Annotated in this window: 5 protein-coding genes; 3 read left to right on the top strand and 2 right to left on the bottom strand. The window is 66.5% G+C overall.

Annotated features, from left to right (window positions below):
* A partial coding sequence (locus A6A05_RS00120; protein ID WP_068496252.1) for an ABC transporter substrate-binding protein occupies positions 1-1041 on the bottom strand: 1041 nt, incomplete at its 3' end.
* Between the two features lie 8 nt (positions 1042-1049).
* Positions 1050-3368, bottom strand: coding sequence for a Tex family protein (locus A6A05_RS00115; RefSeq protein ID WP_425411929.1), 2319 nt, complete (start codon positions 3366-3368; stop codon positions 1050-1052).
* 198 nt (positions 3369-3566) lie between these two features.
* Between A6A05_RS00115 and A6A05_RS00110 the strand changes: the two genes are divergently transcribed.
* The 3 genes from A6A05_RS00110 to A6A05_RS00100 are packed head-to-tail and all read left to right on the top strand — an operon-like array spanning position 3567 to position 8670.
* Positions 3567-6212 carry a glycosyltransferase gene (locus A6A05_RS00110; RefSeq protein WP_068496250.1) on the top strand — a complete coding sequence of 882 codons (2646 nt, stop codon included), beginning with the start codon at positions 3567-3569 and terminating at the stop codon, positions 6210-6212.
* Between the two features lie 44 nt (positions 6213-6256).
* Positions 6257-7258 carry an NADH-quinone oxidoreductase subunit B family protein gene (locus tag A6A05_RS00105; protein ID WP_068496248.1) on the top strand — a complete coding sequence of 334 codons (1002 nt, stop codon included), beginning with the start codon at positions 6257-6259 and terminating at the stop codon, positions 7256-7258.
* The gene (locus tag A6A05_RS00100) at positions 7255-8670 is read left to right on the top strand and encodes a nickel-dependent hydrogenase large subunit (RefSeq protein ID WP_068496246.1); all 1416 of its coding nucleotides are present in this window, start codon (positions 7255-7257) and stop codon (positions 8668-8670) included. Before A6A05_RS00105 ends, A6A05_RS00100 begins: the two co-directional genes overlap by 4 nt.
* Positions 8671-8969: the final 299 nt, after the last annotated feature.

Here is an 8969-nt window from a genome sequence, read left to right as displayed (position 1 = left end):
GGCGTCGCCGTCGGCGAACAGGAAGGTGCATTCCTTTTCTTCGACGTTGCACTTCTCGACGGTGTCGGCGGTGCGCCCGCCGGTCGCCTTCAGGGCGCCTTCCAGCAACAAGGCGGCGTCATAACCGCGCGCCGACCAGGTGGTGGACGGGCGGCCATATTCGACGTCGAATTCCGTCTGCATCCGCTTGTTGGCGGGATTGTCCAGGTCGGGGCTCCAGGTCGCCACCGCCATCACGTCCAAGCCGCCGTCGCCCAGCGCCGGCAAAACCGTGCGTTCCAGCGACCGCCACGGGGCGAAAGCGGGAATATCCTTCTTCAGATTGGTCTCGCCCCAGGCGCGCAGGAAGGCGGTGCCCATGCCGCCCGACAGCAGCGACACCACCGCGTCGGGCTGCAGGCTGGCCGCCCGCTCGATCTGATCGCCATAGCGGGCCTCGCCCGGCTTGACCTTGTGCAGCAAGATCTCGCCCGAGAAGGTTCTTTGCAGTTCCGCCACCATCTCGGCGGTCGGCGGCAGGTTGGCACCGATCACCATGACCCGGCGCATGCGTTCGTGGGTCAGATATTGCCCCAGCACCTCCATCCGGGTCGATGGCGGCGCGCCGATCTCGAACACCCACTGACTGCATTCCGGCCCGGCCAGGGCCGAAGGCGCGTTGTCGACGTTCAAGACGAACAGCTTGGCCTCGATCAGGGGGCGCAGCGCCGCGGCCAGCGAGGCGGACGAGACGGCGGTGACCACCATATCCAGGCGTTCGCGCTCCAGCAGGCGCTTGACCTGCTGGCGGGCGACGTCGGGCGAGCCCTTGTCGTCGGCCACCACCACGCGGACTTCCTGGTTGGCGAAACGGCCGCCGACCTGTTTCAGGGCGACGTTGAAGCCATCGACCACATCCTGGCCGGCGATGGCGCCCGCCCCGGTCAGGGTGGCCAGGATGCCGACGACGATGGACGGGTCGCGCACGCCCGAGCTGGCGGCGGCCTGGCCGGCGGCCACGGTCAGCACGGCGAACATCACGGCAAGGGCGGCACGCCGCATCGGTGATCCTATTTCCGTTTGGCCCGGGCGAAGGCCTCGGCGAAGGCGCCGCCGCCGGCCGGGGCGGGCTGAGGCGCCTTGGCCCGGGGCGCGGCCTGAGTCGGTTCGCGCCGGGCCGGGGCCTGTTCCTTGCCGGGACTGTCGCCCATCCGCATCGAGAGCGCAATGCGCTTGCGCTTCAAATCCACCTCGATGACCTTGACGCGGACCACGTCGCCGGGCTTGACCACCTCGTGCGGGTCCTTGACGAAGCGGTCCGCCAGGGCCGAGACGTGGACCAGCCCGTCCTGGTGCACCCCGATATCGACGAAGGCGCCGAAATTGGTGACGTTGGTCACCGTGCCTTCCAGCACCATGCCCGGCTTCAGGTCGTTCATGTCTTCGACGCCGTCCTGGAAGGTGGCGGTCTTGAACTCGGGCCGGGGATCGCGGCCGGGCTTTTCCAGTTCCTTCAAGATGTCCTTGACGGTGGGCTCGCCGAAGCGGTCGCAGGTGAAATCGGCCGCCTTCAAGCCCCGCACGAAGGCCGCATCACCGACCAGTTGGGCCACCTTGCGGCCGGTGCGGGCGACGATGCGTTCGACCACCGGATAGGCCTCGGGGTGGACCGCCGAGGCATCCAGCGGGTTCGCGCCGCCATGGATGCGCAGGAAGCCGGCCGCCTGTTCGAAGGCCTTCGGCCCCAGGCGGTCGACCTGCTTCAACTGGTCGCGGCTGGCAAAGGCGCCGCGGGCGTCGCGTAAGGCGACGATGTTGGCCGCCACCGAGGCCGACAGGCCGGCGACGCGGGCCAGCAACGGGGCCGAGGCGGTGTTGACCTCGACGCCGACGGCGTTGACGCAATCTTCCACCACCGCATCCAGCGACTTGCCCAGCCGCTGCTGGTTGACATCGTGCTGGTACTGGCCGACGCCGATGGATTTGGGGTCGATCTTGACCAGTTCGGCCAGCGGGTCTTGCAGGCGCCGGGCAATGGACACCGCGCCGCGCAAGGACACATCCATCTGCGGGAATTCCTGGGCCGCCAGTTCCGACGCCGAATAGACCGAGGCGCCGGCCTCGTTGACCACCACCTTGAACAGGGTCAGCTCGGGATGGCGCTTCATCAGTTCGGCGACCAGGCGGTCGGTCTCGCGGCTGGCGGTGCCGTTGCCGATGGCCACCAGCTCGACCTTGTGCTTGCGGCATAAGGACGCCAGCGCCATCAACGAGCCCATCACATCCTGCTTGGGCGGGAACGGATAGACGGTGCTGGTCTCGACCACCTTGCCGGTGCCATCGACCACCGCCACCTTGACCCCGGTGCGGATGCCGGGATCAAGGCCCAGGGTCGGGCGCAGGCCGGCGGGCGCCTGCAGCAGCAGGGCGCGCAGGTTGCGGGCGAACACCTGAATGGCCTCTTCCTCGGCGGCCTCGCGCAGGCGGCCGGTCAACTCCAACTCCAAATGCAGATGAATCTTGACCCGCCAGGCCCAGCGCACCGTCTCGGCCAGCCAGGCATCGGCCGGGCGGCCGTGATCGGCGACGTTGAAGCGCCGGGCGATCTTCAGCTCGGCGGCGCCGATCACGCTGGAAACCACGCCTTCCGCCCGCGCCGCTTCCTCGGCGGTCAAGAGTTTCAGATGCAGAACGTTTTCGTTACGCCCACGGAACAAGGCCAGGGCGCGGTGCGAGGGGATCTGACGAAGCGGCTCGCGGTAATCGAAATAGTCGCTGAACTTGGCGCCCTTCTCGGCCATGCCCTCGGCCATGGACGACACCAGCACGCCGGTCTGCCACAGATGCTCGCGCAGGCTTCCCAGCAGTTCGGCGTCCTCGGCCATGCGCTCCATCAGGATCTGGCGGGCACCATCCAGCGCCGCCTTGATGTCGGGCACCGCCTCGGTCAGGTATTTGGCCGCCTCGGCCTCGGGCGACAGGGCGGGATCGGCCAGCAGCGCGTCGGCCAGGGGTTCCAGCCCGGCCTCGCGGGCGATCTGCGCCTTGGTGCGGCGCTTCTGCTTATAGGGCAGGTACAAATCTTCCAGCCGGGCCTTGCTTTGGGCGGCCTCGACCAGCGCCTTCAATTCAGGCGTCAGCTTGCCCTGCTCGTCGATGGATTTCAGGATGGCGGCGCGGCGGTCTTCCAGCTCGCGCAGATAGGTCAGCCGTTCTTCCAGGTTGCGCAGTTGGGTGTCGTCCAGGCCCTCGGTCGCTTCCTTGCGGTAGCGGGCGATGAACGGCACCGTCGCGCCTTCGTCCAACAGCCGGACCGCCGCCTCGACCTGGGAATCGCGGACGCCAAGCTCGGTGGCGATACGGACGGTCACGGGGGGCAGCACGGACATCATGGCTCCTGACGGCGACGAAGGGGGTGCCAGGATGTAGCGCCAACCGCCCGCCATCACAACGACATACTTTTGGTCCTTAACACTTCGGCGCCAAGGCGCTACTCTTCGCGGCCTCTTTCCCCAAGGCCCGGTTGGTGCGATGATTCGCCAACGGGGCTTGGCCCTGATGACTCTTTCAAGTTGGACTTCCGCCCCATGCGCCTTTCGGGCTTTCTCGTCCTGCTCGCCATCGTTCTCGCCAATCTCGGCTTCTGGGCGGCCATCAACCGGCCGCAGCAGGCCTTGCCCTGGGCCGGGACCATCAATTCGGTGTCATTCAGCCCCAGCCGGGCCGACGACGACCCGACGGTGGTGCGCCAGATGCCCCATCTCGATGAAACCCTGCTGCCGACCCGGGCCGAGATCGAGGAAGATCTGGCTATGCTGGCCGGTAAGGTCGGCCAGGTCCGCACCTACTCGACCCTGGAAGGGCTGGACCAGGTGCCGGAACTGGCGGCCAAGTACGGCATCACGGCGCTGCCCGGCGCCTGGCTGGACGAACGCCTGGCCCGAAACGAGCGCGAGATCGCCAATATCATCCGCATCGTGCGCGACAATCCGGAAGTCGATCGCATCATGATCGGCAACGAAAACCTGACGCTGCACCGCCTGACGCCCGAGCAGATGATCCGCTATATCCGCAGGGTCCGGGCGGCCATCCCGGCGCACGTCAAGATCAGCACCGCCGAAGCCTGGTCGATCTGGCTGGAACACCCCGAGGTCGCCCAGGAAGTCGATTTCATCACCATCCACACCCTGCCGTTCTGGGAGCGCGTCGATATTTCCGAGGCGCTGGCCTTCACCAAGCGCATGGTGCACGAAGTCAAGGCGGCCTATCCCGACAAGCCGTTGTTCATCGGCGAAGTGGGCTGGCCGTCGGCCGGGCGCAGCTTCGGCCGCGCCGAGCCCAGCCTGGTCAATCAGGCCCTGTTCCTGCGCCAGTTCCTCAACTGGGCCAATTCCGAGGGCCTGGATTACAACATCGTCGAAGCCTTCGACCAGCCGTGGAAGATCAACCTGGACGGGACGGCGTCGGAAAAGCACTGGGGCATCTTCACCGTCGAACGCAAGCCGAAATTCGACTGGATCGGCCCGGTGATCGAGTTCAAGGAATGGCCGGTCCAAGCCGTCGCCGCCACCCTGATCGCCGTGTTGCCGGTGATCTGGTTCCTGGGCAAGTGGAAGGAACTGCGCCTGGCCGGGCGTATCTTCTTCGCGATGCTGGTGCAGTTCGCCGCCACCTTGGTCATCTGGACCATGTCGACGCCGATGGTGCGCGACCTGGCGCCATCAACCGGGCTGATGATGGGGGTGCTGTTCCCCGCCTTGGCGCTGTTGCTGTTGGTGGTGCTGATCAATGGCATCGAATTGACCGAGCTGACCTGGGCCGGGCGCCTGAAACGGGGCCACAAACCGCATCCGCCCGGCACCATCAAGCACTTCCCCAAGGTGTCGCTTCACCTGCCCTGCTATAACGAGCCGCCCGAGATGGTCAAGCTGACCATCGACTCATTGATGGCGCTGGATTACCCCAACTTCGAGATCATGGTGTTGGACAACAACACCAAGAAGGAAGAAGTGTGGAAGCCGATCGAGGAATATTGCGCGTCCCTGGGCGAGCGGGTGAAGTTCTTCCACCTGGCGCCCTGGCCGGGCGCCAAGGCCGGCGCCTTGAATTTCGGTCTGACTCAGACCGCCGAGGATGCCGAGATCATCGGCGTGGTCGATTCCGACTATCAGGTGCGCAAGGACTGGCTGTCGTCGCTGATCCCCTATTTCGAGGACGAGAAGGTCGGCCACGTCCAGGCCCCCCAGGACCACCGCGACTGGGAACGCGACCTGTTCAAGGAAATGATCAACTGGGAATATGCCGGTTTCTTCGATATCGGCATGGTCTATCGGAACGAGGCCAACGCCATCATCCAGCACGGCACCATGACCCTGGTGCGCAAGAAGGCGATGGAGGATGCCGGCCGCTGGGCCGAATGGTGCATCGTCGAGGATGCCGAGCTGGGCCTGCGCATGATGAGGCTGGGCTATGAATCGGTCTATATCCAGGAGCGCATGGGCCATGGCCTGGTCCCCGACAGCTTCATGGCCTACAAGAAGCAGCGCTTCCGCTGGGCCTATGGCGCGGTGCAGATCCTGAAGGCGCACTGGCGCTCGCTGGTCCCGTTCAAGGAAACCGGCCTGACCGCCGGCCAGAAATACCATTTCGTGTCGGGCTGGCTGCCGTGGTTCGCCGACGGCTTCTACCTGATGTTCTGCATCACCGCATTGCTGTGGACCATCGGCATGATCCTGGCGCCACGCTATTTCGACACGCCCTTGGCCTTCTTCATCCTGCCGACGGTCGGCGTGTTCTGCGCCAAGCTCGTGCACCATATTTTCCTGTACACCACCCGGGTCAAATGTTCGTGGAAGCGGCGCATCTTGTCGGCGGTGGCCGGCATGGGCCTGACCTACGCCATCGCCTGGGCGATGTGGCAGGGCATCTTCACCAAGCACACCCCCTTCATGCGCACCCCCAAGATGGCCGACAAGGTCGGGCTGAAGGACGCGGTGATGATGACGCTGGAGGAAACCTCGCTGATGGCCGCCCACTGGGTCCTGGCCATCGCCGTGCTGATCCCGCGCCACAATTTCTATGACCCCGAGGTCCGTCTGTGGGCCTTCGTGCTGGTGGTGCAGTCGATGCCGTTCCTGGCCGCGCTGGTAGCCTCGGTCATCTCGACCCTGCCGTCCAAGCCCGGACCCGGAGAAACCGCACCCCACGGCGCCACGCCGCACCCGGCGGAATGATCGCAGGCTTGCATGGCGAAGCTTGGCCCGTCTAAGCTTCGGCCATGAGCGGTTCCTTCAATGTCCTTTGGCTGCAGGCCGGAAGCTGCGGCGGCTGCACCATGTCGGCGCTGGCCGCCGACGATGTCGGCTTGGTGCGTTCGCTGGAACGGTTCGGCATCCGCCTGTTATGGCACCCGTCGCTGTCGGTGGAATCCGGGCCCGAGGCCCTGGCCATCCTGACCGACGCTGCCGAGGGAAGGATCGGGGTCGATGCCCTGTGCGTCGAGGGCTCGGTCCTGACCGGCCCCAACGGCACCGGGCGCTTCCAGATGATGTCGGGCACCAACCGTTCGATGGCCCATTGGATCGCCTCGATCGCCGTCCACGCCCGCCATGTGCTGGCGGTGGGCAGCTGCGCGGCGTTCGGCGGCATTCCCATGGCCGGCGGCAACCCCACCGACGCGGTCGGCCTGCAATTCCAGGGCTTCGACGGCGCCGGCCTGCTGCCGCGCACCTTCACGGGCCAGGGCGGGCTACCGGTGATCAACGTCGCCGGCTGCGCCCCCCATCCCGGCTGGCTGGTCGAAACACTGGTCGAACTGGCCATGAGCGGCGCTTGCGCCCTGGACAGCCTGGGCCGGCCGCGCGCCTTCGCCGACCATCTGGCCCATCACGGCTGCGGCCGCAACGAATTCTATGAATTCAAGGCCTCGGCGGCGCGGGCGTCGGATCGCGGTTGCCTGATGGAAAATCTGGGCTGCAAGGCCACCCAGGCGCCGGGCGACTGCAACCTGCGCCGCTGGAACGGCTATGGCTCGTGCACCGACGCGGGCTATGCCTGCATCAGTTGCACCACGCCCGGCTTCCAGGACCCGGGCGCGCCGTTCCTGGAAACCGCCAAGATCGCCGGCATCCCGGTCGGCCTGCCGGTCGATATGCCCAAGGCGTGGTTCGTCGCCCTGGCGGCCTTGTCGAAATCGGCAACGCCGCAGCGTGTGCGCACCAACGCCCACGCCGACCACGTCATCGTCCCGCCGGCCCGCCGCCCGCCGAAGCTGCCATGACCGAACAGACCCGCCGCTTGATCCTTGGCCCGTTCAACCGCGTCGAGGGCGACCTGGAGGTGACGCTGGACGTCGAGGACGGCGCCGTGCGCCAGGCCCGCGTCACCGCGCCGCTTTATCGTGGCTTCGAGCAGATCCTGGCCGGCCGCGCGCCGGAAGACGCGCTGGTGATCGCGCCGCGCATCTGCGGCATCTGCTCGGTGTCGCAATCGACCGCCGCCGCCCGCGCCCTGGCCGCCATCGCCGGCGTCGAGATGCCGGCCAACGGCCGCCTGGTCGCCGATCTGGTGTTGGCCACCGAAAACGCCGCCGATCACCTGACCCATTTCATGCTGTTCTTCATGCCCGATTTCGCCCGGGCCTGTTATGCCGGGCGTCCGTGGTTCGAGATCGCCCGCAAGCGGTTTGCCGCGCAGGATGGTGGCTGTGCCCGCGCCCTGCTGCCGGCCCGGGCGCGTTTTCTCCACATCATGGGCCTGCTGGCCGGCAAATGGCCGCATTCGCTGGCGCTACAGCCCGGCGGGGTCACCAAGGGGGTCGATTCCGGCGAACGCATCCGCCTGCTGTCGATCCTGACCGAGTTCCGCGAGGCGCTGGAAACCCACCTTTATGCCGACCGACTGGAAAATGTGGCAAGTCTGGGCTCGTCCGACGCCTTGTGGGCGTGGGCCGAGGCGGGCCCGATGGATCACGGCGACTTCCGGCTGTTCCTGACCATCGCCCGCGACCTGGCCCTGGCCAATCTGGGACGTGGGCCGACCACCTTCCTGTCGCACGGCTCTTTCGGGCTATGGCCGGCCGGCATCTTGGAGTCCGGCCGAGCCCGTCCGTTCGACCCGACCACGGTCACCGAGGATCTGAGCCATGCCTGGATGGCCGGCCCCACCCTGCCCGACGCCGACAAGGACGGCGCCTACACCTGGTGCAAGGCGCCGCGCCTGTCTGGTGCTACCGCCGAGGTCGGCGCCCTGGCCCGCCAGGCGGTAGCCGGCGATCCGCTGGCGCTGGAATTGGCGGCCGGCGGCGGCTCGGTGCTGGGCCGCGTGGTGATGCGCCTGGTCGAGCTGGCCCGCCTGGTCGTCGCCATGGAAGGCTGGATCAAGGCGATCCATCCGGCCGAACCCTTCTGTGTCGAAAGCCCGCTGCCGCTGCGCGGCGACGGAATCGGGCTGGTGGAAGCGGCGCGCGGCGCCCTGGGCCATTGGCTGACCATCCAGGCCGGAAAGATCACCGATTACCGCATCATCGCGCCGACCACCTGGAACTTCAGCCCGCGCGACGTGATGGGACGCCCCGGCCCGCTCGAGGCCGCTCTGGCCAACACCCCGGTCGCCCCGGGCGACGCCAATCCGGTTGCCGTCCAGCATGTGGTCAGAAGTTTCGACCCCTGCATGGTCTGCACCGTGCATTGAATAGCCAGTAATAAGAATCAACCCAAGGACATAGTCTGGTTCGGTTCTAGCGGCGTTTTCCCAATCGACCGTAGCCCTGCTGTGGCGACATAGCAGCGTCAAGCACATCCGCCACCTATACCATCGTGCTATGCGCTATTTTGGCCAATCCTTACTCTAGTCTCGTTATACCGGCGAACGCTCGATCTGACTCGGCGGGGCTTGCCAACCAGCGGCAACCATGAATCACTGGGGTTCCACCAGATACAGGGGGAACCATGTTCGGTAGGCTCAAGATATCGGAAAAGATGACGGCGGCG

Origin of the sequence: Magnetospirillum moscoviense (assembly GCF_001650635.1) — a bacterium.
In the GTDB taxonomy this organism is placed as follows: Bacteria; Pseudomonadota; Alphaproteobacteria; order Rhodospirillales; family Magnetospirillaceae; genus Magnetospirillum; species Magnetospirillum moscoviense.
This window is presented reverse-complemented; position numbering and strand designations above follow the sequence as displayed.

Coding starts and splice junctions, on each gene's coding strand:
- A6A05_RS00115 (WP_425411929.1), bottom strand. CDS start 3,368: ATGTCCGTGCTGCCCCCCGTGACCGTCCGTATCGCCACCGAGCTTGGC.
- A6A05_RS00100 (WP_068496246.1), top strand. CDS start 7,255: ATGACCGAACAGACCCGCCGCTTGATCCTTGGCCCGTTCAACCGCGTC.
- A6A05_RS00105 (WP_068496248.1), top strand. CDS start 6,257: ATGAGCGGTTCCTTCAATGTCCTTTGGCTGCAGGCCGGAAGCTGCGGC.
- A6A05_RS00110 (WP_068496250.1), top strand. CDS start 3,567: ATGCGCCTTTCGGGCTTTCTCGTCCTGCTCGCCATCGTTCTCGCCAAT.